The sequence below is a fragment of the Natronorubrum thiooxidans genome (assembly GCF_900156475.1).
Taxonomy (GTDB): domain Archaea; phylum Halobacteriota; class Halobacteria; order Halobacteriales; family Natrialbaceae; genus Natronorubrum; species Natronorubrum thiooxidans.
The window spans coordinates 1-23,858 of record NZ_FTNR01000028.1; the positions used below are offsets into that span (position 1 = coordinate 1).

General features: G+C 58.5%; 19 protein-coding genes and 1 pseudogene. 12 read left to right on the top strand and 8 right to left on the bottom strand.

Translation table 11 applies throughout. The features are described 5' to 3' along the window. From BW940_RS21310 to BW940_RS22000, 4 genes and pseudogenes are all read left to right on the top strand, one after another. Window positions 1–147 (top strand): annotated as a pseudogene (locus tag BW940_RS21310) (ISH3 family transposase); the annotation flags it as partial. A gap of 291 nt (window positions 148–438) precedes the next feature. Next, a complete protein-coding gene (locus BW940_RS19655; protein WP_143823964.1) occupies window positions 439–1,017 on the top strand; it encodes a hypothetical protein in 579 nt (192 codons plus the stop codon). 840 nt (window positions 1,018–1,857) lie between these two features. Continuing rightward, entirely contained in the window at window positions 1,858–3,321 is a 1,464-nt protein-coding gene (locus BW940_RS19660) for a PAS domain S-box protein (RefSeq protein ID WP_076610867.1), read from the top strand. 37 nt (window positions 3,322–3,358) lie between these two features. After that, window positions 3,359–3,517: a hypothetical protein gene (locus tag BW940_RS22000; RefSeq protein WP_216819690.1), complete on the top strand. Its 159-nt coding sequence runs from the start codon at window positions 3,359–3,361 to the stop codon at window positions 3,515–3,517. A 512-nt stretch (window positions 3,518–4,029) separates the two neighbouring features. On the opposite strand, the gene BW940_RS19665 is transcribed toward BW940_RS22000, so the two are convergent. Together BW940_RS19665 and BW940_RS19670 are read right to left on the bottom strand one after the other, a co-directional pair. Further along, window positions 4,030–4,794, bottom strand: coding sequence for an IclR family transcriptional regulator (locus BW940_RS19665; RefSeq protein WP_076610868.1), 765 nt, complete (start codon window positions 4,792–4,794; stop codon window positions 4,030–4,032). A gap of 275 nt (window positions 4,795–5,069) precedes the next feature. Continuing rightward, a complete protein-coding gene (locus tag BW940_RS19670; RefSeq protein WP_076610869.1) occupies window positions 5,070–5,927 on the bottom strand; it encodes a beta-keto acid cleavage family enzyme in 858 nt (285 codons plus the stop codon). Between the two features lie 196 nt (window positions 5,928–6,123). Here BW940_RS19670 and BW940_RS19675 point away from each other — a divergent pair, with 196 nt between their 5' ends. The 4 genes from BW940_RS19675 to BW940_RS19690 all read left to right on the top strand — a co-directional run bounded on the left by BW940_RS19675 (window position 6,124) and on the right by BW940_RS19690 (window position 10,905). After that, on the top strand, window positions 6,124–6,900 hold the full coding sequence (locus BW940_RS19675) for an SDR family NAD(P)-dependent oxidoreductase (protein WP_076610870.1): 777 nt from the start codon (window positions 6,124–6,126) through the stop codon (window positions 6,898–6,900). A gap of 138 nt (window positions 6,901–7,038) precedes the next feature. Then, the gene (locus BW940_RS19680) at window positions 7,039–8,322 is read left to right on the top strand and encodes a substrate-binding domain-containing protein (RefSeq protein ID WP_076610871.1); all 1,284 of its coding nucleotides are present in this window, start codon (window positions 7,039–7,041) and stop codon (window positions 8,320–8,322) included. 17 nt (window positions 8,323–8,339) lie between these two features. Then, window positions 8,340–9,902, top strand: a complete 1,563-nt coding sequence (locus tag BW940_RS19685) for a sugar ABC transporter ATP-binding protein (RefSeq protein ID WP_084776835.1) — start codon at window positions 8,340–8,342, stop codon at window positions 9,900–9,902. Window positions 9,903–10,005: 103 nt separating this feature from the next. Then, window positions 10,006–10,905 (top strand): ABC transporter permease, encoded by a 900-nt coding sequence (locus BW940_RS19690; protein ID WP_076610882.1) that lies wholly within the window; start codon window positions 10,006–10,008, stop codon window positions 10,903–10,905. 196 nt (window positions 10,906–11,101) lie between these two features. Here the strand turns inward: BW940_RS19690 and BW940_RS19695 are convergent, their stop codons facing one another. From BW940_RS19695 to BW940_RS19705, 3 genes are all read right to left on the bottom strand, one after another. Continuing rightward, the gene (locus BW940_RS19695; RefSeq protein WP_076610872.1) at window positions 11,102–12,778 is read right to left on the bottom strand and encodes an aldehyde ferredoxin oxidoreductase family protein; all 1,677 of its coding nucleotides are present in this window, start codon (window positions 12,776–12,778) and stop codon (window positions 11,102–11,104) included. Window positions 12,779–12,852: 74 nt separating this feature from the next. Continuing rightward, the gene (locus BW940_RS19700; protein ID WP_076610873.1) at window positions 12,853–13,608 is read right to left on the bottom strand and encodes an SDR family NAD(P)-dependent oxidoreductase; all 756 of its coding nucleotides are present in this window, start codon (window positions 13,606–13,608) and stop codon (window positions 12,853–12,855) included. A gap of 130 nt (window positions 13,609–13,738) precedes the next feature. Continuing rightward, entirely contained in the window at window positions 13,739–15,199 is a 1,461-nt protein-coding gene (locus tag BW940_RS19705; RefSeq protein ID WP_076610883.1) for an aldehyde dehydrogenase family protein, read from the bottom strand. A gap of 204 nt (window positions 15,200–15,403) precedes the next feature. Between BW940_RS19705 and BW940_RS19710 the strand changes: the two genes are divergently transcribed. Then, window positions 15,404–16,477, top strand: coding sequence for an amidohydrolase family protein (locus tag BW940_RS19710; RefSeq protein ID WP_076610874.1), 1,074 nt, complete (start codon window positions 15,404–15,406; stop codon window positions 16,475–16,477). 2 nt (window positions 16,478–16,479) lie between these two features. Beyond that, window positions 16,480–16,887, top strand: a complete 408-nt coding sequence (locus BW940_RS19715; protein ID WP_076610875.1) for a metal-sulfur cluster assembly factor — start codon at window positions 16,480–16,482, stop codon at window positions 16,885–16,887. Between the two features lie 193 nt (window positions 16,888–17,080). Here the strand turns inward: BW940_RS19715 and BW940_RS19720 are convergent, their stop codons facing one another. Then, complete coding sequence (locus BW940_RS19720; protein WP_076610876.1) at window positions 17,081–19,093, bottom strand: AMP-binding protein; 2,013 nt, start codon at window positions 19,091–19,093, stop codon at window positions 17,081–17,083. Window positions 19,094–19,244: 151 nt separating this feature from the next. Between BW940_RS19720 and BW940_RS19725 the strand changes: the two genes are divergently transcribed. After that, the gene (locus BW940_RS19725; protein ID WP_076610877.1) at window positions 19,245–19,646 is read left to right on the top strand and encodes a universal stress protein; all 402 of its coding nucleotides are present in this window, start codon (window positions 19,245–19,247) and stop codon (window positions 19,644–19,646) included. Window positions 19,647–20,068: 422 nt separating this feature from the next. After that, window positions 20,069–21,073 carry a uroporphyrinogen decarboxylase gene (gene hemE, locus BW940_RS19730; RefSeq protein WP_076610878.1) on the top strand — a complete coding sequence of 335 codons (1,005 nt, stop codon included), beginning with the start codon at window positions 20,069–20,071 and terminating at the stop codon, window positions 21,071–21,073. A 65-nt stretch (window positions 21,074–21,138) separates the two neighbouring features. Here the strand turns inward: hemE and hemH are convergent, their stop codons facing one another. After that, a complete protein-coding gene (gene hemH, locus BW940_RS19735) occupies window positions 21,139–22,203 on the bottom strand; it encodes a ferrochelatase (protein ID WP_076610879.1) in 1,065 nt (354 codons plus the stop codon). A 161-nt stretch (window positions 22,204–22,364) separates the two neighbouring features. Beyond that, window positions 22,365–23,630: a protoporphyrinogen oxidase gene (gene hemG / locus BW940_RS19740; RefSeq protein ID WP_076610880.1), complete on the bottom strand. Its 1,266-nt coding sequence runs from the start codon at window positions 23,628–23,630 to the stop codon at window positions 22,365–22,367. Window positions 23,631–23,858: the final 228 nt, after the last annotated feature.

Here is a 23,858-nt window from a genome sequence, read left to right on the forward strand (position 1 = left end):
GGCGGGCGCGACCTGCCCGAGGAATTCACGTTCAAGACCTTCTCTGACTGGATCAGACATGCATTAGAGGAAGAGCTAGAGCGGAGTTGGGAGATAGAGATGAACGGAACAGGTGTGCCAGAAGCATACGCGCCGGCCGCGGGCTGACCGCGCCGGCCGCGGGCTGACGCCAGCCCGCGGCCTTGGGCAAGCTCCTGGTGAGCAACAGCATTCACCTAGAACAGCGTATTTCAGCCTTCTTACTTCACTTCTCCTCATGCGTGGATTCTACTTCCTGTTCACTCAGTTACCACACCGGCATTCACTCCGTTCGTCCATGACTCAGCACAGTTCACGAAGCGACGTTCGGGAAGTACCGACGATGTCACCCACGCGTTCGGACGGGACACACACGTCGAAACGGCGGACGAAGACGGCGTGTCGACGTCGGACTTCGCGATGAAAAGTGAATCCAATTTCTACACCACTGCGTGGGTCAGCGGAAGCGAGGAGTTCAACGGGACAGAACGCGACATCATTACGGTTCGGTGTGACTGGTACCCCGACTTCTCGAAAGACGTCGATGCACCGGCCCCGATAGACGCGACATCGGTCTACTGGGAGTCGAACGTCTTCGGGATGGTGACCGGATCGCTTTCATACGGCGGTCGGCTGGACTTCGGTGGATCCGTCGACAACCAGTACGAATACGGTATCACCGACATCGTGAGCCCGAACCTTGACGATGGCACCGAAGGCGTCACCATCAGTTACGACGATACTGTCACTCGGTCTGCTCCCCCAGGGAACAACCCCGCGGTGCTGTATGCCGATGAGGGACGCGGGTTCGTGAAACTCAAACTCCGCCGACAGATCGACTCGTATGGTAACCTTCGCATGGAGTATGGACACAACTGGAGTGTCGGTGGTCGATCCTGGAACCCGTCTAACGTCAGCCTGAACATCGGGTCGTACGTGTCGTATAATCTCCCGTCGCTGGCCGACAACTGGACGATGGCCGACAAGCAGGACATCTAAACCGGCCGAATCTGGGCCGCCGCGGACTCCTGTCTTCTTGGTCCGTCCTTACTTCTCGACGATGCCGCCTTTCAATCCCACGATATTATTTCGGAATGTCAGTTCAGAGAGCAGAGCCGTCGGGCACTACCCCCGCACGCGGCATTCGGTCGACATCGGACGTGAGAAAAGCACGCCCGCTGACCTCGCTCTTTGAGAGGCAGTTATGAACCCTGGAGAGTTCCTCGGACAGCGAACGGTACCGGTGTCCAAAACAATCGAAACAATCCGCCAACCACCCGAATGGTATGTCGTTGACTGCTCTTCTCATTGCAAAAGAGGACGGACTCCTCTGATGCTCCCTACTATTGGTGGAGGACATCCGACGCATCATCCACTCTATCAATCAATTGGCCTCTACCGAAAAAAGCGGTCAACGTGGAGAGATTGACTCACGCTCTATCTTCAGAATCTGATCACAGCGAACGGTGCTGAAAGAAAGTCACGCATCAATTCCATATTCCGAACCTGTGCATAGCGACAACAGCGGGTCGTCGGAATTCGTCGTCGGGAACAGCCCAGCATCTCGATCGTCTCGAGTCGCAGTTCGAACAGATACTTCGTGTGACCCACGGGTCCTGAAGCCGTCCGTTGTTGTTGCCTGCCGAATCCGTGCTCGAGGGCACCATTTGAGGATTTGATAATATATCACGGAGATGAATGCGCCAAAAAGTGATAGAACGTTGTATTAATCCCTGAGAATGGAATTACTCCGCAGATCCGAGGACGTCACGAAAACATTCAGAGCCTATATTAATATGGAGTGTCAGGTATGGCTTGTGACTGTCGAATCTCAAACTAATGGACGATCAACATAAATCAGATATTTATAATGGATTGTTCTCCTCGCTTACATCCAACGCGACCGAAGTGACGTTTTTCAAGGAGTTAGTCGCAAACGCATCGGATGGATTCCTGACGATCGACGAAGAGAGCAGGATCGTGTTTGCCAATCCGGCAATAGAGGCTATTTTAGGGTACACTCCATCCGAACTCATCGGCCGATCAAAGCTGACACTGATCCCAGAACGGCTCCGTTCGGCACATGAACGTGGGCTCGAGGCATATATTCGAACGGGGGAGACACACATCGACTGGAGTGGTATCGAGTTGCCTGCACTCCACAAAGACGGGCACGAAGTCCCAGTACGGATCACGCTCCAGGAACACTCATACGAGGGACAGCGACTGTTCACCGGTATCTTTCGTGATCTCTCCGAACGGAAGACGAGACAGCGACGGTTCGAGGCGGTTTTCAACAACACCTACCAGTTCACTGGCCTCGTCGACTGCGATGGGATCGTCATCGAAGCAAACGAGACAGCACTGTCGTTTGCCGACCTCGATCGCGCTGACGTCGTCGGCAAGCCACTCTGGGAGACGTACTGGTTTCAGTTGACCGAGGAGGCCACGAGAACGGCTCGGCTCGCTGTCGAACACGCGAAAAACGGCGAGTTCTTTCGGGAGGAGATCCGTATCCAGGGATCCAACCGGACCGCTGTCATCGACTTTTCGATCCGTCCGATAACCGACTCACACGGTGAAACACAGCTGCTGATCCCCGAAGGCAGGGAGATAACCGAGCTAAAACTTCGCAGACAGCATTTCGAACTGCTCCACCGACTCTTCAGACACAATTTGCGAAACGACCTCAACATCATCAATGGGTTCGCAGAACTGCTGGCACAAGCGCTCACCGACGATGATCTCCATGAGTATGCAACTAGAATCGTCGAGACGTCGTCCAGACTCATAACGATCAACGAGACTGCAAAGGAACTCGCCGATATCACGCTCAACAACGATTATTCGCGGACGGATATCGACGTCCAGGACGCACTCGAGAAAACCGTTGCCGAACTCCATGATCAGTATCCCAAGAGTTCGATCGAGGTCGCTACCGCAGTCAACGCCGTCGTCCCTGCAGACGCTCGGCTGCGGACCGTTTTCATCGAAATACTCGAAAACGCGATCGTTCATACGGATGAACCACGACCGTCTATCGAGGTTCGCCTTGTCCACTCGAGCGCGGATGAGACCATCGGTATCACCGTCGTCGACTCTTGTCCAGCGATCCCGGAGACTGAACGGGTCGGAACGTTCAACAAAGAACCGGTTACGCAACTCAAACACAGCAGTGGGATGGGGCTCTGGCTTGCCAGACTGATCGTCGAAGATTATGGCGGGTATCTGAACTACGAGCGACGCGCCGACAACAGCGGGAATCGCATCACCATTCATCTGCCTGTAATTGAGGATGTCTGAGACCGCGTCACTTCGATGACGAAGTCGTTTTGCGGACGTGTGGCATCATCCATCCTCGCTTGTCGTCTGTCCGCGTTCGAACACACGCTCACGGGACGCCGGCGGGATTCCCGACACACAAAAGACGTTGCTCGCCGATCCGGATGCACGCCACGATGAGCGAGCCGGCATGGGCGTCGGAATTATCCGTAATTAATAAACAGACTATCAGTAAAAACAGGATTTAGTATTGTATAATTCATGCAGTCATAACTGGACAGCGGGACACCCAACCGCGAGAACAGAACTGTGAGATGCGAATTCAGCTGTCGTACAGTAGTATGGTCTTTTTCGAGATGATTTCGCGAATTCGATCGCTCAGACGTAGATATTGGTACGGCCTTTCGCCTAAAACTCAAAATCAAAGCTGGCAGTCGAATTCGAGGTTTCCGGATGGTTTTACTCCCGTCGAACACATATCACATCTCTCGACGGCCGCTGGGTCGATCGACCGTCATGACAGGAGGATTCTTGTGAATTATATACAATAGTGATGGCTCTACCAACGATAGTTGTCAATTTCATATCATATAGCCGTCTCCGTCTCAGCGCGCTGTTCGCTATCGCTGTTTACAGAGGTATTAGTGTAATGCGATTGGCTGATCGAACAGTTTGAGCTGTCCGACGCCATTTACAATAGTACTGCTGTAATATATTGGTTCGGTGTGGTTACGACATGGAAATCTCGAGTTCGAATTCGTTGGCGACACCGAGTAGCGTGTTTGGGATATCTTCTTCGAACTGATCGTCAGTCAGTCGATTAGCTGGACTCGCAACGCTGAAGGCCCCAACAACACGGTCATCAGGGCCGTTTACGGGGACACCGACAGCTTTGATTCCATCCAGTTGTTCTTCGTAATTGAAGGCGATTCCCCTCTCGCGAATCGTCTCGAGTTGCTCCAGAAGGGTGTCAGGGTCAGTAATGGTGTGGTCCGTCGCTGCAGGAAGGCCCCACTGCTCGATGATCTCGATCACGTGGCTTCGTGAGAACCGTGATAGAATCGATTTTCCGGAGGCCGTCTGGTGGAGATAGAACTGTTTGCCGACGGTCGAATACGTCCAAACTGCGTGTTTGCCCGACGAGGTGTGAATGTAGACACCGCGTCCGTTTTCCATGACGGCAAACACTGCCCGACAGTCGGTTTCTTTGGCGAGTTGTTCGGTGTACGACGCTGCGACTCTGTAAGACTTTTTTCTGTTGCGAACGTAGTCACCGTGGTCGAGGAATCGAAGGCTGAGGTAGTACTCGTCACCCTGTTTGACCGCGTACCCCTTCGACAGCAGCGTCGACAGGTGTGAATGGACCGTACTCGGTGCCAACTCGAGTTCGTCGGCCAGTTCCGTGACTCGGCCACCGTCGAGTTCCCGGAGCATCTCCACGACCTCGAGCGAAATGGATGTCGTCTGTAACGTTCGGCCGGCTGTGTTATCCATACTACCCCTCTCGTAAGCCAGGTATATAGTATTCGTCACGCGCGAAGACGCAAATCGTCTGCTTTCCGACAGCCGAGGATCGTGTCGCCGGTCGTTCGAACGACCGGCTGTCCGATCCCGGACTGAAACCACGTGAGGCCGGGGCGCTTGAAAACGAGACCGACCGTGTGTTTGCCACCCTATTATAATATTCGCAGCTCCGGAATCACTGGCTGGCTGCGCTCGGCCAAAGGTCCGGGCACTACGTTGAATCGACGTGCCACCGAGACCATCGTTCACTCGATCCCGAGCATTTCGCGTGTTTCAGCTGGGGATGCGATCGGTCGCTCTAACTCGCCTGCGATCCGAGCGATGCGACGAACCAACTGTGCGTTGCTCTCGGCCAGTTCGTCTTTTCGATAGTAGATGTTGTCTTCCATGCCAACCCGGACGTGCCCACCGAGCGTGATCGCCATCGTTGTCAACGGGAGCTGATGTCGACCAACCGCAAGCGCTTGCCACTCGACGGGATCCGGAATGTTATCGACGAGGTTGATCAGATTCCGCGGATGTGCAGGTGTTCCAGTCTGCATCCCCAAGATGAGTGTACACCAGTAGGGTTCCTCGAGCAGGTCCTCGTCGATCAGATGCTGCATCTCCGGAATGTGTCCTGGGTTGAAGATCTCGAGTTCCGGCTTGACACCTGCTTCTCGCATCCGTTCGGCGTACTCCTCGTTTTGCTCGCGTGGATTGATCGCCGTTCGAGTCTGCCCGAAGTTCATCGGCCCAATATCGACGGTCGCCATCTCGGGTCGTGGTTCGGTCTCGAGGATCGGTGCGATCCGTTCTTCCCGAGAGTAGACGCCACCGCCACCGGTCGTGAAGTTGACGATGATATCATCACAGTGCTCGTCGATGGCGTCTCGCATTGCCTGGTATCGCTCGAGGTCTTTGGTCGTCTCCCCGTCGTCGGTTCGGGCGTGGAGATGGACGATCGATGCACCCGCCTTCTCACATTCACGGATGTCTCGAGCGATCTCTTCCGGCTCGAGTGGGAGGTTCGGGTTTGCCTCTTTGCCGTGATGGCCGCCGGTCGTTGCGACACTGATAATCAGCTTTCTGTCAAAGTAGTCCTGATAGCCACTGTATGGCATACGTCTCAGGTCTGCGCTCTTGTATTTAGATGTTCCGGTCCAATGAAGATCGACGCATGACACAGACTCATGAACTGCCAGTAGAGAGCTGCTATCGACCCCTGACGACGGACGATGACGAGAAAGCGGTTACCGAGTGACCACCATATCTGTAGTCGACGGTAAATTTTTATACTAGAATGGGCGTCTTCCATACATGCGTTCGAATAGCACAGCAGTAGTTACTGGTGGCGGCCGTGGTATTGGACAAGCGATCGCTGTCGAATTAGCAAGAGCGGGGGCCGATATCGTCCTCGCAGGAATCGATGAAGGGGGAATGGAAGAGACGGTATCGCTCATCGAAGCGGAGGGACAGCGGGCACTCGATCGGTATACTGATCTCAAACACTACGAGAGCGTCCAGTCGACCATCGACGCCGCACTCGAGGAGTTCGAGACGATCGATGTACTGGTCAATAATGCGGGCATCGCTGGTCCGACCGCACCCTGTGAGGACGTTACCGCCGAGGAGTGGGACGACACGATCGACGTCAATCTTCGCGGGCCGTTCTTTGCCTGCAAGGAAGTACTGCCAGTGATGAAAGCACAACAGTACGGCCGCATCATCAACGTGGCCTCCGTGACAGGCAAACGCCCACTCGACCACCGAACGCCGTATGCGGCGACGAAGATGGGATTGATCGGATTTACACGAACGCTCGCGTCGGAAGTCGGCGAGTACGATATCAACGTGAACGCGATCTGTCCCGGTTCGGTCGATGGCCCACGGATCAGGCGCGTGTTCGAACAGAAGGCGGAATCGACCGACCAGTCGTACGAGGACGTGCGACAGGCCGCGGAGTCGGAAAGCCCTCGAGGTGAGTTGGTCCAGAGAGAAGACATCGCCGAGCTGGCTGCGTTTCTCTGCTCTGACGAATCCGACCGAATCACCGGTCAAGATCTCAACGTCTCGGCCGGCAAAGTCATGTACTGAGCCGGTTCGACACCGTCCGTTCCGCTCTGAGCCGCTGGAACCCGATGGAACCGAAGCCGAGCGAGTGGAGTTTCGGACCCTCACGGTCAATCACCCAAAATTATTTATACCACCATCATAGACTGAATACGTAGAAGCATGGTGAAGCATAACATCGGGCAGACTAGACGGGAATTTGTAAAAACGACAACCGCTGGCAGTGCGGCGGTTGGCTTAGGCGCACTTGCAGGATGCGTTGGCAGCGGTGACGGCGAACCGGAGGCCGTCGGCTCGGTCGCCAACCTCGAGAACTCATACTGGCTGTCGTGGCAGAAGGGGTATGAAGAAGCGTGTGAAGCGTTTGGCTACAAGACGAACCTGCAGACGAACGGGGGCAACGTCGACCAGCAACAGTCGCAGTTCGATACCGCGGTTTCAAACATGGCCGATATGATCGTCGGCCAGACGTACACGAACGCCGCGGCGATTTCGCTCGCGGAGACGTGTGTGCAGGGCGGGGTTCCGACGATCCTTGCCGTGACGATTGCGGACTGGTTCACGCCGCTCGATGCCGGGTCCGAGTACGTGCAGTTTTTCACTCCCCACTTCGTCAATCACGCCTATACCTCTGCGAAAGTCTTGTTCGAAGAAATGGGTGGTGAGGGCTCGTTCGTTCACATCGAAGGCAATCGCGGCACAGCGCCGAACACCGGTCGGAACGCCGGACTTGAGTTAGCACTCGAGGAGTACCCCGATATCGAACGGCTCGAACCAGTGCTCCAGGGGAACTTTATCCGCACGGACGCCCGGGACGCAATGTCCGATCTCATTTCGACACACGGGGACGACATCGAGGGCTTCTTTGGGCAAAACGACGACGTCGCCATCGGCGGGCTACAGATGCTCGAGGAGAACGGATACGACGTTCCAGTCGTCGGGATCGATGCAACCGAACCCGCACTCGAACGCATTCGAGACGGGCGGATGGCAGGCAGTGTCTCCGGGATGGGACCGTGGCAGGCAGGCTGGTCGGTCGCCAAAGCCCACGATTACATCGAGGGGTACGAACTGACCGATGCGGAGCGAATGATGACGTTCAACGCACCACTGGTCGTCAACGATCCGGACGAGTGGCGCGACCGGTTGGGTGACGAGATTGAACTCCCCATCCTGGAAGTCGATCAGTACGAAGCGGACGTCTTCGACGGCGAAACGCCGTACGACTGGGAACAGATGTCGAAAGCCGAAGTGGGCGAAGACGCGTGGGATCCACAGATCGGGATGAGTCCGATGGGACGAGGAGACATCGAAGAAGTGCTTGACTGGGCCGAGGACGACAAACCGGATGGATATTCACTGCCTGGTGTCTACGACGATAACGACGAACTGTCCACGGTCCAGGCAACGTACGACGAACGCTTCAATAGCGATCCACTGCAATAACCATGGTCGAACACAGCATGGATATCGAACAGCCAACCGCTGCTGACGTCGGTCCGCCGTCAACCGGAGAAGCGAGCCTGCGTGTCGAAAACATCTCGAAGTCGTTTCGTCACGTCGATGCGCTGGTCGACGTCTCCATCGAGCTCGAGCCGGGTGAAGTGGTCGGACTTGTCGGTGAGAACGGGGCTGGAAAAAGCACGCTTCTCAGCATCTTGACCGGCGTGTTGGATCCCGATAACGGGCAACTGTACAGAGACAACCAACCCGTCGAGTTCGCCGGCCCACAGGAAGCCGCATCGTATGGCGTCTCGCTGGTTCATCAGGAACAAGACGTCATCACGCATTTCAGAGGGTACGAAAACCTCTTTCTGGGACGGGAGCGTGAGTCGATGGGACTGTTGAAAATGGACGAGATGAGCACCGACGCCCAGTCGTTCGTCGACGATCTCGGCATCGATATCGACGTCGACAAATTTGTAAAAGATTACTCGTTCAACGAGCGACAGATGCTCGAGATCGCGAAGGCGTTTCACGTCTCGAGTAAATCGGACAACCCCGTCATCCTCCTCGACGAGCCGACCGCCGGGCTCGAAGAGGACGGCCGTGAACTGCTGTTCGATCTGATCGATGACCTCCGCGACGAAGCGACCTTCGTGTTCGTCTCCCACGAACTCGATGAGGTCCTCGAGATCACGGATCGAATATACGTGCTAAAAGACGGAGAGCTGGTCGACGAGTACGAGACCGACGAAGCGACACAGGACGCCCTCCAGCAGAGCATGGTTGGGCGGGAGACGTCCGCAGAGTACTACTGTGTGCCAGACCAGCGACGCGAATCGAACCTCGGCGACCCCGTGTTCGAAGTAAACGACATACAACACGAAGACGAAATCGGCCCGGTTTCGTTTTCGGTTCGCCGTGGGGAAGTATTCGGTGTCGTCGGCGTCGAAGGCTCGGGAAAAGAGCGTCTCGGGAGAATCCTCGCTGGTGACACGCCAGCGACTGACGGGTCCCTCTCCGTCCTGGGAGAGGAGGTACAACCGGAGTCGCCGGTGGATATGGTCGACGCTGGTGTCGGATACATTCCCAAAGACCGCAAGTCAGAGGGGCTGTTGCTGTACCAGTCCGTGTTGAAGAATACGTCGCTCGCGATGGTCCGTGATATGTACGGCCGCCTGCCGTTTCTCGATACGAACGCGGAGTCGTCGATCACCGAGGAGACGATCGAGGACCTCAACATCAAGACACCGAGTGCAAACTCGCTCGTTCACGGGCTGAGTGGCGGCAATCAACAAAAAGTAGTTATTGCCCGATGGCTGGCCCACGAAACACCGGTACTGGTGATGGACAACGTGAGCCGGGGCATCGATGTCGGTGCGAAAGAAGAAGTGTATCGCCTCTGCCGGGAGTTGACCGCGGAGGGGATCTCGATCGTTCTTATCGGCGACGAACTCCCGGAGGTGATCGGCTTATCGAACCGAATCGCGGTTATGCAAGACGGCTCGTTTGCCGACGAACCGATCGACGCCTCGCCCGACGCGAAGCCGACCGAAGAGGAGCTAATCCAGCTGATGGTCTAATATGAGTACAAACAACACGACAGATACGGTGCGGAACTGGTGGCACGAACAGCGAGAGCAGCGGACGCGACAGGACTGGATCATCGACCTCGGGCCGTTCGTGATGCTTTTCGGCCTGATGACCTTGTTTAGCATCCTCAGTCAAAACTTCCTCACGTACGGGAATCTGATCAACAACGTCGCGGTGAACAGCGCGTTGCTCTTGCTGGTCGCACTAGCAGGGACGTTCCCGATCCTCCAGCAGAGTATCGACCTCTCGGTGGCCGCCCTGGTGAACTTGAGCGGTGTTCTCACCGTGATCTTAGTCGCGCAGTTCGGGTTCCTGGCGATCCCGATGGTCCTCCTAGCGGGGATGCTTGCGGGCTTTGCAAACGGCTACGTGTTCGCCAAACTGAAGGTGCCGTCGTTTCTGGTCACGCTCGGAACGATGTCCGTGATGACGGGTGTCGCCCTGATCATTACGGGCGGCTCGAGCATCAACTTCAGAAACGATGCGATTCGGGGGATCGCCACCGGTGAGTACCTCCCCGGTATCCCGAACCTCGTCTTCTGGTCGGTCCTGATCTACCTCGGGACCGTTTTCCTCGCGTTGCGAACGAAGTTCGGCCGGTACTGCTACGCGCTGGGTGAAAACGAGCGCGTCGTCGAACTCTCCGGCGCGAAAGTGGATCGGTACAAGATCTACCCGTTCGTGCTCTCGGGACTCCTGTGTGCGATCGGCGGGTTCTTGCTCGCCGCTCGGCTGTCGTCGGCCTCGCCTGACGCGGGGACGGACCTCCTGTTACCGAGCATTGCCGCGATCGTCATGGGCGGGACCGCACTGACCGGCGGCGTCGGTGGCCCACACCGAACGATCCTCGGCGTCCTCGTCATCGCCGTCCTGCAAAACGGGATGAACTTGACCGCAGTCGATCCCTTCGTTCAGGAGATCATCCTCGGCGTCGTCGTCGTCGTCGCCGTTGCGCTCTCGATCGATCGACGAAAGATCGACGTGGTCAAGTAGCGCAGTCGGCGGCTCACCGTCCGTTCGATTTCGAACACCAGGTTCGCTGTACCGGCTGGTACGTGTTCACCACACCGATCGGTACGTTCTCTTGTCGACTGGCGACTGTTCTCGAGACGCTGTTACCCGACGAGTCGTGTCTGTCGTCCAAAAATCAGCTCGCTGAGTCCCTGTCGTCAGCCCCTCCGATTTCCGTTCAGTCGTCGGCGAGTATCTCTGTCGCGTGGCTGGTCCCAACGGTTCCGTCACGCGCCCATCCGCGGTGATCGTAGTACTCGTCTAACGCGTTCTCGAACCCAGGAAGGTCGTAAGGGAGCGAGTCGTCGTCACGGTCGAACCCACGCCGGCTGTTGAAGTGGCGCTCGAGCGTGACGACACGCGATCCGACCTCGAGGAGGGACTCGTACTCGGCGTCGAACAGCCCCTCGAACCGATCCGGCGTCATAAAGCTCCGCGAGAACCGACAGACGATCCCACAATCCTCCAGCGCGCGGGCGTTTTCCTGCTCGATAACGACCGCGGGTTTCCCCTCGAGGCCCGTCGGCTCGAGCGCATCGTCGGCGTCGACGAGTGGGTATTCCCAGGCGTACATCGTCGAGAACATGTGGTCCGCGCCGCGGTTGGCGACGGCGTAGGACAATCCCTGTCCGTGAAGCGTGCGACCGTCGTGGGCGGCGAAATCGAGCCCCTTGACCGTCCAGTTCTCGACCTCGAGGTCCTCGTGGAACCGCTCGATGCCTTCCGCGAGGCGGTCACCGACGCCGTCTCGATGGGCGATATCGGCGACGAGGTCGTGGATCAACTCGACGTTGCCGAACTCGTCTTCGGATGCCAGATAGGCCGCAACGACGTTTCCACAGGTGATCGTGTCCATCCCATAGCGGTCACAGAGTTCGTTCGACTGCATGACGTCGACGATATCGTCGACCGCACAGTTCGAGCCAAAGGACATGACGGTCTCGTACTCGGGACCTTCGGTCTCGACCCCACGCTCGTCGTCTTTCGTCGGGAGTTTGCACGCGAACGCACACGCAGAACAGGTCCCGCGCGTGTATTTACGGTCTTCGACGGCATCGCCGTTGATCCCCTCGACCCCCTCGAACGAGAGCTCCGAGAAGTAGCGCGTCGGCAAGGCCTCAACTTCGTTTGCGAGGTCGGTGACGCTCGTCGTCCCCTGACGTTTCATGATGTGGTCCGACGTCGCAGCGTCACGGTGGACATCCATCTGTATCGACGGAACCTCGAGATCCGGCGACGAGTCGCCGTCGAAGGTGATCGCCTTGACGTTTTTCGCACCGAGGACGGCACCGAGGCCGCCACGCCCGAACGCACGGCTTTCGGTCGTCATGATCGAAGCGAATCGGACGCGTCGTTCACCCGCTGGGCCGATGCAGGCCACGTGTTCCGACGACAGCCCATGCGTTTCGTCGATATACGTCGTCACCTCGGGAACCGTCGCGTCTTCTAGCTCCGGGACGGCTTCGAACTCGACACCCCCATCGGTCACGTGAACGATCAGGAGCTCGTCGCTCTGGCCAGTGATTTCGACGGCAGCGTTGCCCGTTGCGGCGAAGTTTCGAGACATGAACCCGCCCGCGTTCGACGAGAGCAGCCGATCCGTCTGTGGCGAGATCCCGGTGCAGTTCATTCGTCCGGTGAAGCTCATGGTCGACGCCTGCATCGGCCCCGTCGTGAAAAAGAGGCTGTTCTCTGGCCCGAACGGGTCGGCGTCGAAGGGCACGCGCTCGTGAGCAAGTGCAGTGCCAACGCCACGCCCGCCGATGAATCGCTCGAGAACGGTGTCGATGGCTGTTCGCTCGCTCGTCTGCGTACTAACGTCTACGGTGAGGAGTGGTCCCGCTGCGTGTAACATACAGTACCATTCGAAGATACAGGCTATTAAAACTGCGCGCCGTTCGAACGGAGAGCGTGGGTGTGAGCCGCCGATCAGGCGGTGAACCCGCCGTCGACGACGATGTTCTGTCCGGTCACGAACGATGCCTCCTCACTCGCCAGAAACAGTGCGGCGTCTGCGACCTCTTCAGGTTGCCCTGCTCGCCCGAGCGGCGTGTCCTCGACGAGTCCCCCGGCAGTGTCGCCGTCTTTCGTCGTCATTGCCGTCTCGATAAGCCCCGGATTCAACGCGTTGACGCGGATCTCGTGTGGTCCCTGTTCGATTGCGAGCTCTCGAGTCAGGTTCGTGACGCCGCCTTTCGAGGTGCAGTACAGCGAGGAGTTCTCGAGGCCACGAAGGCCCGCGATCGAGGACATATTGATGATCGAGCCGCCGCCCTCCTGGGCTTGCATCTCCTCGATCGCGGCCTGACAGCCGAAATAGACACCCTTGAGGTTGATATCCATCAGCCACTCGAAGTCCTCTTCGGTTGCCTCGACGATCGGGAGCTGTCGTTCGACGCCGGCGTTGTTGACCATCACGTCCAGCGACCCGTACGCCTCGACGGTCCGGTCGATCGCGTTTCGGATGTCGTCGATGGACGTGACGTCCGTTTCGACGTACTGTGCGTTCCCACCGTTTGCTGTGATCAGTTCGTGTGTCGGTTCGCCGCCGAGTCGCGGGTCTTCGCGGACGTCCGCGATGGTGACGTTTGCTCCCTCGTCGGCGAATCGGCGAGCGATCGCGCGTCCGTTCCCCGACGATGCGCCGGTTACTAGTGCCGTCGTGTGTTCCAGTCTTCCAGTCATAGTTCTAAGCGCCTTGGATAGGTCGTCGTGTGTGCGGATGGTCCGCATGCAATAATAAGTTCGTGTTTCGGTCGGCCGTTCAATTCCGTGTCGGCGTGGCGATGCCCCTGTTCGCGACGGAGAGTTCCTCTCAGTCCCGCGAGGCGATATTGAGACAGACGTTTTTGAGCTGGGTGTAGTTATCGATCGCCTGAACACCGTTTTCGCGGCCGATCCCGCTGCGCTTGAAGCCGCCAAACGGCGTCTCGTTGCCGCCAGCGAACCACTCGTTGACGTAGATCTGGCCCGCGTCGACGTCACGCGCGAACCGGTGGGCGCGGCCGACGTTTTCGGTGAATACGCCCGCCACGAGTCCGTACGGCGACTCGTTGGCCAGTTCGATCGCCTCCCGTTCGTCAGCGAATTCAATGACGGTCAGCACAGGCCCGAAGATCTCCTCTCGAGCGATCCGCATCTCGTTTTCAACGCCGTCGAACACGGTCGGTTCGACGAAATAGCCCGGCCCGTCGAAAACCTCGCCACCGACGACCGGCTCTCCCACTTCCGCTCGTCCGATCTCGAGATACTCGGTTACGGTCTGAAGCTGGTGTTCGGAGACGAGTGGACCAACATCGGGATCGTCGATACCCGGACCGACGGTCAGCGCCTCGGTTTGACGCGCGAGTTCGTCGACGAACTCGTCGTGAATCGCTTCGTGGACGAGCAACCGCGATCCAGCCGAGCAGACCTGGCCCGCGTTCGAGAAGATTCCCGTTATCGTCTCGTCGACAGCGTGATCGATGTCCGCGTCGGGAAAGACCACGTTCGGACTCTTCCCACCGAGTTCGAGGTGGACGTCTGCGACGTGTTCGACCGTTCGCTTTGCCACCTCGACACCGGTCGCTTCCGAGCCCGTGAAAGTCACGACGTCGACGTCCGGACTCCCGACGAGCGTGTCACCCGCCTCGAGGCCGTCGCCGGGGACGACGTTCAACACGCCCTCGGGGAGACCGACCGAGTCGGCGAGTCGTGCGACCTCGAGTGCTCCGAGAGGCGTCTCCTCGGCCGGCTTGACGACGGCGGTGTTTCCGCTCGCGAGCGCGGGCGCGACGCTGCGCGCGAAGAGATAGATCGGGACGTTCCACGGAACGATGTGGGCGGAGACGCCGAGCGGTTCCCGGATCGTATAATCGACGTGGTCGCCGTCGAGGGGAATGCTTTCGCCCTGAATCTTGTCGGCGAGGCCGCCGTAGTACTCGAAGTGTCTGGCAGCCCGTTGCACCTGCGTTCGCGCCGCCGAGAGTGGCTTCCCGTTCTCGAGCGTTTCGATGCGAGCGAGTCGGTCTTCGTCGTCCCGGATCGCCTCTGCGAGACGGCACAGGAGTCGACTCCGTTCTTTTGGCGGTCTCTGTTGCCACTCGTCGCTGGCTCGCCGTGCCGTGTCGACGGCCGTCAAGACGTCATCGCTCGTCGCAGCAGGGACGGACGTGATCGGTTCCTCCGTCGCCGGATCGATAATCTCGAGCGTTTGATCGTTCGATGCAGTTCGTTCGTCCCCGTCGATGAACAAGCCGTACGGCTCATCGAGCGGCGTATCGCTGGCTGTCGGCATCGAGATTATCATTCGCGCAATCGCTGTTAATTGTTCCGCCTGGTGGGTTCGTGAGACGGTTTCCGCCTCCACGCCCATGATGATTCGAACGCCAACAGAACGGAGCGTCCTGTCTACGAACTGTGACGTGTTCACCGTCGATTCGATTGCGTCCCGGACAAAACCCAAACAGTTATTAATGACACCCATAAACAGACATACCGTATGTTAGCGAATGGCGATCTCGTAGTGGACTCCGTCTCCCACTGCTTCAACCACACGCCGGAGAATCACAAACACCCGCACGCACAACGCTGGGACGACGAAACGTACGAACTCGGCGAGAAACTCCTCCCCGACGAGTACGTGCCCTCGGAGGACGTGTTCTACCGCAACCACCAGCCGGAAGAACTCGCCCGCCTGCTGTTTCTCGAGAGTCAGATCGATTACAGCGTCTACCACTCGCTGCCGTTGGACGACTACTTCCACGACGGCTACGTCTCCCGCGAGAAAGGATTCGAGTTCTGTGAGCAGAACCCGGATCGCACCTCGATGTACGTCGACATCAACCCGCTCGAGGACGACGCAGTCGAGCAGGTCGAAGAGTACGCCAAACGGGACATCGTCGAGGGAATCAAACTCTACCCGTCGCGATACCAGAACGGACAGGACCTGTCGCTACAGCTGACTGAGGACGCAGTCTGGCCGATCCTCGAGGCCGCAGCCGACTCGGACGTCGACACCGTCGCCATGCACAAGTTCATCCCGTTCGCGACGGCCCCAGTCCGGTACTTCCGAACGGACGACGTCGAAGACGCTGCACTGTCCTTCCCGGACATCAACTTCGAGATCATCCACGCCGGATTCTCGTTCCTCGAGGAAACCGCGTTCGCGATGGCGAGTCACGACAACATCTACGGCAACTTAGAGAACACCGCCTGTCTGGTGAACACGCGACCGCGGAAGTTCGCGAAGATCCTCGGTGAGTTCCTCTACTGGGTCGGCTCCGATCGCCTGCTCTTTTCCAGCGGCGCAACGGCCCTCCACCCTCAGCCACCGATCGAAGGGATCTGGAACTTCGAAATGCCCGAAGATCTCCAGGCAGAATACGACTACCCCGAAGTGACAAAAGAGGACAAACGGAACATTCTCGGAGGGAACGCACTCCGCATGCTCGACAAAGATCCCGACGAAATCCGATCGAATATCGAGGGCGACCGATGGGAACAGCTCCGTGAGGAGCAGGGACTGACGGACTCGTTCCCCGAGCCGTGGTCGACGTACGAAACAACGGTGTAACGATGGCCAGTCACATCACCCCCGAGCAAGCGTTCGAAGACGAACGGAAAGCCGCGATCCGTGCAGAACTCTCGAACGTACTGGACCCGTGTAGCTGTGCGAGCGACCATCCGATCAACATCGTCGATTTCGGCCTCGTCGAAGAGATCGAGATCGACGACCACGGCCACGTCGGCGTGACGCTCTTGCTCACGTCCCAGCGCTGTACGTACTTCATCGACATGAGCGACGAGATCGTCGAGCGAGTCAGCCAGCTGCCGGCCGTCGAAAGCGTCGACGTCCATCAGTCGACGGAAGGGAAGATCTGGACGCCGGATCGGATGTCCGAGACGGAACGAGCGGCTCGCCGAGAACGCTTCCACGAGCGAATGGAAAGCGCCGGCATCACCCCCCACGCCGAACGGAGTTAGGACGAAACGAGGGACCCATAGCACACTGCGTCGCCTCCGAGCCGTCTCGTTACCCCGCATTTGGGGTGGTGAGTCGGATAGTGACAACTAGATTTGAGTTATACATCGACCGCATAATCATCGTGCGCTCGAGTGTGTACGAACGTTCAATGGCTGTTCTCGAAAACGCAGACTAGCACGGGAGCGAGCGAAGCTACCGAGCCGTTTTGATCGACTCCAGCGCCTCGGGGTTCTCGAGACTACTCAGATCGCCGGGTTCGTCTCCCTGGTAGAGACTCGAGATGACTCTGCGGATGATCTTTCCGGACTGTGTCTTCGGGAGGTCGTCCACGAACAGGACTTCCCGTGGACGGAACGGTTTCCCGTGTTCGACGCCGACGAGTTCACGGAGGTCTCCGCGGAGGTCGTCGGACGGCGTTTCTCCGCGCTCGAGGATGACGTACGAAACGACGGCGGTGCCAGTCGTGTCGTCGGGAACGCCAACGGCGACAGCCTGATTCACTGCCGAGTGGTCGATGAGCGCGTCTTCGATTTCGGCCGGGCCAACTTTTCGGCCGGCGATGTTGAGCGTGTCGTCGGCACGACCGTGCAGGAACCAGCAGCCGTCCTCGTCTTGCTGGGCCCAGTCGCCGTGGTCCCACAGATCCTCGAAGGTCGACCAGTACTCCTCGAGATAGCGGTCGTCGCCCGACCAGAGCGATTTCGTCATCGACGGACACGAATCTCGAGCGACGAGATAGCCCCGTTCGTGATTGTCTGCGACCGAGACACCAGCCTCGTCGACGATGTCGATCGCCATTCCGAGACCGGGGCCGCCGAGCGTGCCGGGTTTCAGCGGCTGGGTCGGCATCGGCATCAAAAAACACCCCATGATCTCGGTGCCGCCGGAGATGTTGATGATCGGTGTGTCGCCGCCGCCGACGTGCTCGTAGAACCAGTGCCAGGATTCTTCGTCCCACGGCTCACCCGTCGACCCGAGCAGGCGAAGCGAAGAGAGGTCGTGGCCGTCGAGCCACTCGTTCCCGTGCTTTCGCAGCGCGCGGATTGCGGTCGGCGAGATGCCGAACTGGGTGAGTTTGTGGCGATCGATCATCTCCCAGAACCGATCCGGCTCGGGATGGTCTGGTGCGCCCTCGTACATGAACATCGTGCCACCGAAGGTATGAACACCGATCATCGTCCACGGCCCCATCATCCAGCCGATGTCGCTCACCCAGAAAAAGCGATCGGACGGCTGCAGATCGAAGCCGAAGTGCAGTTCCTTCGCGGCCTGTGTGAGTGCCCCCGCGTGTGTATGAACGATTCCTTTCGGTTTCCCCGTCGTCCCCGACGAATAGAGGAGCATCGACTCCTGACTCGAGTCGAGCGAGTTCGTCTCGTAGTCGTCGTCCTGAGACGCGATGGCGTCGTGCCACCACTCGTCGCGATCGTCGGCCCAGGGGATGGTCCGATCGGACCCCGGATCACTCGAGCCAAGCCGGTCGAAGACGATCGTCTGTTCGACGTATCCTGCCTGTTCGATGGCCTCGTCAGCAGCTTCTTTCAGGGAAACGGCGCTGCCGCGACGGAGGAAACCGTCGCCGGTAAAGAGTACGCTGCACTCGGAATCGGCAATCCTCGTCGCGGTCGCCTCGACACCGAAGCCGGAGAAGATCGGAACGGCGATCGCCCCGATCTTGAAACAGCCATAAAGGATGGAGACGACCTCCGGAACCATTGGCATGTACAGCCCGACCGTATCGCCGGTCCCGATACCGCGTTGCTCGAGTGCGTTCGCGACCTGATTCGACTGTCGGTGGAGTTCGTGGTAGGTTATTTCCCGAACCTCCCCGTCCTCGCCCTCCCAGATAGTGGCGACGTTGTTTCGCCGCTCGTTGTCGAGAGCGGCATGACGGTCGACGACGTTGTGTGCGATGTTGAGTTCGCCACCGGGATACCAGTCGGTGAACTGTGGCCCATCGCTGTTCTCTCTGACCGTCTCGTATGGTTCGTAAAACTCGAGACCGAGATAGTCGACCAGTTCATCCCAGAACCACTCGACACCGCGTTCGTCTTTTCCCGATCCCTCGGTTGTCGTGCGTTCGATCAGTTCGTCGTAGTCACCGATATCGTGCTGTCGCATGAACGCGGCGACGTTCGTCGATTCGATGAACTCACTGGACGGTTCGTGCACTACCGCTGTCGTTCCCGCAGCTGGATCTGTCATGCCCTCAGTGAGCGTATGTGACGGTATCCATGATAAAGTATCGGATACATCGCTCTGACTCCCAACGCTGCAGCGAATCGAATATCTACTCTCCAGCAACATGTGTGGAACGATACGAATCATTTATATTCTACACCGAGAATATGATATCATGTATCACATACTTGTTCCTGTCGACGAACACGTCGATCGAGCACGGATGGAGTCCAGTTATCTCCAATCGCTCCCGATCGACCGTGCATCGACGCAGATTACCGTCGCCCACGCATACGAGAACGAGCCGAGAGACGATCACCCAGTCGAGCGGCCGGAAGCCGTTCGGACCGTGATCGACGAACTCGAGGCGGCTGGATTTTCCGTCGAACATCGAGAGCTCAGTGGTCCCCCATCGGAGGGAATCGTTAGCCTGGCTACTGAACTCGAGGCGGATGAAATCGTGATGGCCGGGCGAAAACGGGCCCCAACTGCGAAGGTCGTCTTCGGGAGCGTCACCCAATCAGTAATCCTCAGTAATGACTGTCCCGTGACCGTCGTTGGCGTCAGTGACGCATAATTCATTTCAGGCTCAAGCAGTGTGCGTGCGGAGCCACTGAAAGCCGATACATCCCGTCGCCCGACAGCTATGCAATGGGTGTGTACATCAGTTCAGTTGTGACGATAGCGGAAAACTGAAACGGGTCACACCCACCACAGAGGCCATCATTGGAGTGTGGCGTTTCAGATAACGACCACGAACCGAACCATCTCGAGATTGATCTTCGTCGACACCGATACTGAAACCGTCAGTTTTATTTTTGTTTAGCTCCGTGGCGGGCCACGCTATGACCGCCATCTGCCGCTCTAACGCCCTCACTGAGAGGGACGAGACGGCCGAACTCTCCTCACGGACTCTACCGCACGTCGTCCTGGCCCAACAGGCGGTAATCAGCGTGGAGATTCACAACTATTAGGCTTCCACCCAGCCTGGGTGCGAATATGAAAAATCTCTTCCTCAGGGCGGCTCGGGGCGAACAGACCGAACGGCCGCCAGTATGGATGATGCGACAGGCCGGGCGTTATCTTCCGGAGTACCGTGAGCTACGGGAAGACTACTCGTTTCTCGAGGCGATCTCGACGCCCGAAGTCGCTGCGGAAATCTCTTTGCAGCCCTGGGAGCGGTTCCAACCGGACGGAATCGTTATGTACTCGGACATCCTCACGGTGCTCGAGCCACTTAACTTTTCCTACCATCTCGAGTCCGGCGTCGGGCCGGTCGTCGAGAACCCGGTCGAAACACCAGCCGACACGCAGCGTGACCGTGGAGAGGTCCGCGAACAGCTCTGGTACGTCGGCGAACTCCTCGAGCGACTCTCGGCGGAACTCGGGTCGAAGGCGGCGGTACTTGGCTTTGCGGGCGGTCCGTTCACACTCGCGTCGTACGTCTGTGAAGGCCAATCGTCGCGCTCGTTCATGGCGATACGCCGACTCCGTGCGGAACATCCGGACGCGTTCGAGCGCCTCCTTCGGGCGTTTACCGACGTGCTTATCGAGTACGTAACCTACCAGGAAGAAGCAGGTGCAGACGTGATCCAACTGTTCGATACGTACGCTGGGCTGCTCTCCCCAGCGGATTACCGACGCTTCCTGTTGCCCCTACACCAGGAGATTATCGATGCAGTCGACCTCCCGACAATCATGTTCGCTCGCAATCTGAGCGGCAATCTCGACCTGCTCGCCGACAGCGGGGCCGACGTCATCGGCCTGGACTGGACAGTCGACATGGAAGCGGCTCGAGCGGAACTCGGCGAGACTCCCGTTCAGGGGAACCTCGACCCGGCGTTGTTGTACGGTGATCCGGAGACGGTAAAAGATCGAACGCGTGCAGTCATCGCCGACGCCGGCGACGCTGGACACATCCTCAACCTCGGACACGGCGTCGATCGGAACACGCCAACCGAGAACGTCAACGCGTTCTTCGAGGCGGCGAAAACCCTCGAGTGAGCTACGGCGGTCAGCGTCCGTCGAAATCGGTGGTCGGGTAACTCGGGGTTACGCCCCGAGCGTGGTCACTGCTGGGGCGGCAATCCGGCGTTGAAACAGTACGTTCCGGGTTCGGAACGACACTCACACTGGCGAAGCTGGTAGTACGACGGCTCGAAGCCCGAGAGGAACGGTTCGATGACATCCGACAGAAGCGTCGGGAACCGTGGGTCGTCGTGTGGTACGGGTACTCGATACAGGTCGAGGCCGACAGCTTCGGCATCCTCCCGGAGATCGATATCGAGTTCGACGAGCGTTTCCGACTGCTCGTGCATGAAGCTCATCGGTTCGATGACGACACGCTCGGCTTCGCCCTCGAGTCCCTCAACGACGTCTTCGGTCTCCGGTTCGGTCCACTCGATTCCACGGTTCGTGTGGTTCTGGTAGCCGATCTCGTAGTCGTCGATCCCGATCATACTGGCGATCGTCTCGGCGTGTTCCTCGACGTACTGATCGTAGCGACTCCCTTCCTCGAGATACTTCGTCGGCGTCCCGTGTGCGGAGAAGACGAACACGGTCTCGGGATCCTGTAGATCGAGTCCCTCCTCCTCGGCGAACGTCGTGATCCCCTCGGCTCTGAGCCGGTTGTAGACTGGCGCTCGGTGCCAGCCGGTGATCGCGGTGAACTCCGGCTCGTAGCCGTCGATTTCGTCGATCGATGTCTCGAGTGCGTCGATCGAGGAGATTGTCGTCGATGGGCCACACAGCGGGTAGATCGGAACGGCAATGATCGAGTCGAATTCTTCGTCGGCGAGTTCCGCAGCAACGTCCGGAATCAACGGCTCCATAAACTGCATCGCGTGATAGACAGTGACGTTGTGCCCACGATCCGTCAGAGTCGAGGTCAGCCCTTCCGCCTGTGCAGTCGCCTGTTCTTGCAGCGGCGAGCCACCGATCGCCTCGTACTCCTCCATCAGGCTCGGCAGGCGTCGCTGGGCCAGTTCACGGGACCGCTCCCACTCCTCTTCTTCGGTTTCGGCCTCCTCGAGCGAGGCGTTGTCGTGAAAAATCCGCGTGAGATACTCCAGAACCTCTGTACGCTCCGGAGTGGCCGGTTCACCGAAATTCAATAGGACAATGCCGATTTCCATACGAGGGCGTTACGATGCGATCGGTATAGGTACTTCGAACCCGGCAGTCCGGCCATCGGTCACGGTATCGCATCGACTGAACCGATTCACGCACTGATCGGAGAGCTATCGTGCGAGAGAGTGTGCAGTGACGGGCAGTGGATACTAGTGCCACGCGATCATTACTCGTCGGCGAGGGTCGCTGCGAGCCGCGTTGCGTTCCGAACGCGTCCAGGAATCCCAGGTCGACCGACGAAGTTCGAACAGAGATGGATCCCCGACGGCAACTCGAGTTCGTCCATCGCCGTCCACGACCGATCGTACGCAGGCATTCCCGGATCCCACCGGTGGACGTCGATCGGTGCCGCCGGCGAACCCGTGATCCGCTCGAACTCGGTCGCAGCGAGTGCGCCGAGTTCGTCGTCGGATCGCTCGTTCATTCGGGGGTCACTTCCCGGATCGATATAACAGGTGAACACCCGATCCCGGTCGAGAAAGCTCGCGTTCCAGGTCAGTCCACTGATCCGCGCGTCCGCATGCGAAGCGACCAGCGTTCCGATCCCGTCGCCGTCGAACGACGACTCGAGGAACACCATCCCGATCGGATTGTAGTTGAACCGCTGTAACGTCGCCTCGAGCGCCGAATCGATGTCTGCAAGCAGCTTCGCGCTCGTTGCTGCCGGTGTCGTCAAAACGACGTCGTCGACGTATTCGGTCCCGGAATCGGTACCGAGCTCGAACCCCTCACCCCGCTCGTGGATTTCCGTGACAGGGGTCTCGAGGGCGATTGCGTCGGCATGAGCGTCGTACAGCCGTTTGGACAGCTGCCCGAGGCCATCCTCGAACGTGCAGATTGGCGGTGTTTCGCGTCCGGACAGGAGCTTTCGACCGACCCACAGGAGCACACTCCCGTCGATACCCGCGTTCTCGAGTGCCCGACCGAGCGAGTACTCCATCAGCATGTTCCGTGGATCAGTACCGTACAAGCCGCTGTATAGGGGCCCGAGGTATTTTCGAGCAGCCTGTCGGCCGAACTTTCGAACGAGATATTCGTCGACGGTTTCACCCGGTTTCGCGGGACCGGTCAGTGGCTCTTTGAGGATTCGAAGCTTGCCAAGCGGACTGAGCAGATCCGTCGTCAGCGCCTCACGAACCGAGAGCGGAACGACACTGAGTTCGCCATCGTGATAGACATACAGTGGCTGGGAGTCATCGCCCGCTCGAAGCTGGTCGCGGAGCCCGAGGTCGTCGACCATCGATTCGATCTGGGGCGTGAGCCGAAGCCGCTGTGGGCCTAACTCGAGGACGTGTCCATCGACGTGTCGGCTCCGCATGATCCCGCCCGGTTCATCGCGCGCTTCGAACGCAACGACATCGACACCGTGGTCGGCAAGAGAGTGGACGAGCGACAGCCCGGAGATTCCAGCCCCGACGACACCGACTGTCATCTTAGGCCACCGTTCGATCCGACTTGACGTTGCCCCGATCGACGCCGAGTGTCGTTGAGTCGACTCCCATATTCATAAGCGGGTGTTGCTAACTTAACGATATAACGGTTCCGTTGTCGCAAACGGTGGTGTCGAGTGTTATATGCGGAGCAGGCGCAATACCACGTCGTTCACGGCGTGGATACGCGCTGTCACTCGATGACACTCCCACCGATGAGAGCATACCCG

Bases quoted from the DNA above. Each gene is read 5' to 3' on its own strand.
- BW940_RS19655 (WP_143823964.1), top strand. From the start codon at position 439: ATGAAAAGTGAATCCAATTTCTACACCACTGCGTGGGTCAGCGGAAGC.
- BW940_RS19660 (WP_076610867.1), top strand. From the start codon at position 1,858: ATGGACGATCAACATAAATCAGATATTTATAATGGATTGTTCTCCTCG.
- BW940_RS19665 (WP_076610868.1), bottom strand. From the start codon at position 4,794: ATGGATAACACAGCCGGCCGAACGTTACAGACGACATCCATTTCGCTC.
- BW940_RS19670 (WP_076610869.1), bottom strand. From the start codon at position 5,927: ATGCCATACAGTGGCTATCAGGACTACTTTGACAGAAAGCTGATTATC.
- BW940_RS19675 (WP_076610870.1), top strand. From the start codon at position 6,124: ATGCGTTCGAATAGCACAGCAGTAGTTACTGGTGGCGGCCGTGGTATT.
- BW940_RS19680 (WP_076610871.1), top strand. From the start codon at position 7,039: ATGGTGAAGCATAACATCGGGCAGACTAGACGGGAATTTGTAAAAACG.
- BW940_RS19685 (WP_084776835.1), top strand. From the start codon at position 8,340: ATGGATATCGAACAGCCAACCGCTGCTGACGTCGGTCCGCCGTCAACC.
- BW940_RS19690 (WP_076610882.1), top strand. From the start codon at position 10,006: ATGCTTTTCGGCCTGATGACCTTGTTTAGCATCCTCAGTCAAAACTTC.
- BW940_RS19695 (WP_076610872.1), bottom strand. From the start codon at position 12,778: ATGTTACACGCAGCGGGACCACTCCTCACCGTAGACGTTAGTACGCAG.
- BW940_RS19700 (WP_076610873.1), bottom strand. From the start codon at position 13,608: ATGACTGGAAGACTGGAACACACGACGGCACTAGTAACCGGCGCATCG.
- BW940_RS19705 (WP_076610883.1), bottom strand. From the start codon at position 15,199: ATGCCGACAGCCAGCGATACGCCGCTCGATGAGCCGTACGGCTTGTTC.
- BW940_RS19710 (WP_076610874.1), top strand. From the start codon at position 15,404: ATGTTAGCGAATGGCGATCTCGTAGTGGACTCCGTCTCCCACTGCTTC.
- BW940_RS19715 (WP_076610875.1), top strand. From the start codon at position 16,480: ATGGCCAGTCACATCACCCCCGAGCAAGCGTTCGAAGACGAACGGAAA.
- BW940_RS19720 (WP_076610876.1), bottom strand. From the start codon at position 19,093: ATGACAGATCCAGCTGCGGGAACGACAGCGGTAGTGCACGAACCGTCC.
- BW940_RS19725 (WP_076610877.1), top strand. From the start codon at position 19,245: ATGTATCACATACTTGTTCCTGTCGACGAACACGTCGATCGAGCACGG.
- hemE (WP_076610878.1), top strand. From the start codon at position 20,069: ATGAAAAATCTCTTCCTCAGGGCGGCTCGGGGCGAACAGACCGAACGG.
- hemH (WP_076610879.1), bottom strand. From the start codon at position 22,203: ATGGAAATCGGCATTGTCCTATTGAATTTCGGTGAACCGGCCACTCCG.
- hemG (WP_076610880.1), bottom strand. From the start codon at position 23,630: ATGACAGTCGGTGTCGTCGGGGCTGGAATCTCCGGGCTGTCGCTCGTC.